General features: G+C 43.7%; 1 protein-coding gene and 1 pseudogene. Both read right to left on the bottom strand.

Annotated features, from left to right (window positions below; translation table 11 throughout):
* Positions 1 to 524 (bottom strand): annotated as a pseudogene (locus T429_RS0108510) (phage tail protein); the annotation flags it as partial.
* A gap of 7 nt (positions 525 to 531) precedes the next feature.
* On the bottom strand, positions 532 to 1,295 hold a 764-nt coding region (locus T429_RS0108515; RefSeq protein WP_026500980.1), incomplete at its 5' end, for a phage tail protein.

Consider the following 1,295-nt stretch of genomic DNA (forward strand, 5'->3'; position numbering starts at 1 on the left):
CCTTCCGGCAAACGCTCCATTGCAAAAGGACCGATAAAACCAGACGGTAGGCGTTTTAAAGAAGAAACTTTCTCTCTTGTTGGATTGAGAATTTGCCAACCACTTATCTCTTCATCATATATAACAGTATAAAGACACCCCTCTTGGATTTCGCCTCCCGATAAGGCTAATAAACCGCTTTCTGTCCCCTTATAAACGGGCTTAGCAGCCAAATTATCCAAAGCAATCGTGGTCGCTCCAACATTCTTACCTCTCGCTTTAAAACAAACCGATATCCCATTCTTATACGCTAAAAACTGAGATTGACTTTGAAGACGTATTCCACTGGTCTTTTGTTCTTGATTAACCGTAACAATCCCTTCAATCACACCCCCCGTATCCGATAAATACTCTCTGACCCTTTGCATCATAAAACGCGCGCTATTATTGACCGTGTTAGGGTGCTGTCCTTCTGACCAATTAATTAAGCTATCTGCTCCACCATTCTCAGATGCCGTTAAGGACCAATCGTAAATCGTTGACATCTTGACCTCACGTCTTAATCCCAAACACAACACTCATATTAATCGGACGCGTCTCACTGACACCTGAACGAGCCCAAACAACATCACGCATCTGAAGATGAGAATGGGGAAAAGCAAGCCCATGATGCAACCGTATATCCTCTGCACGCACACCCAAACGTTCGGCAAGCTTTTCCCTTTGCTTCTCATTGAGCATATACCCCCAGATAATCATCATATTTCCATACCAATTCTCTTCCTCATTGGCATCATTCAAAACCGTAACCGAGTGACCTCCATGATCATGCTTTCTCATAGCGTCATGTTGTAATGTGCCAAGATAACGAAAACGGTCTATCTCGCGGTCATCATCAACACCCCGCAAAAACACGCCACGCAAATCGGGAACATTAAACTTCGTCCAACTATCACTGCCACCCCATCTTGTTCTTATCGCTTCATAAAGTGCTGGATAATCACTACGCAAATAAGCCGCCCCATCACAGACTAACCAGCCTTCTGGCAAAACCTGCATCCCAAAAATCCCTATCGTACCAGTAGGATAAACCGAAGTCTTCGAATCTTGTAATAAAGGCAAGGGGGTAGGATTTAAAACATGCCAAGCATCATCCCGATAAACCAAACGATAAATGCACCCCTTTTGTATCTCGCCTCCTAATAAAGCACTCATGCCTAATTCTGTCGCCTTATAAACCGGCTTTCCTCCTAACGCATTCAAAGCAATTGTTGTCGCTCCAACATTCTTACCCTTTGCTTTAAAACAAACCGATA

This window comes from Bartonella elizabethae F9251 = ATCC 49927 (genome assembly GCF_000518165.1).
Classification (GTDB): Bacteria; Pseudomonadota; Alphaproteobacteria; order Rhizobiales; family Rhizobiaceae; genus Bartonella; species Bartonella elizabethae.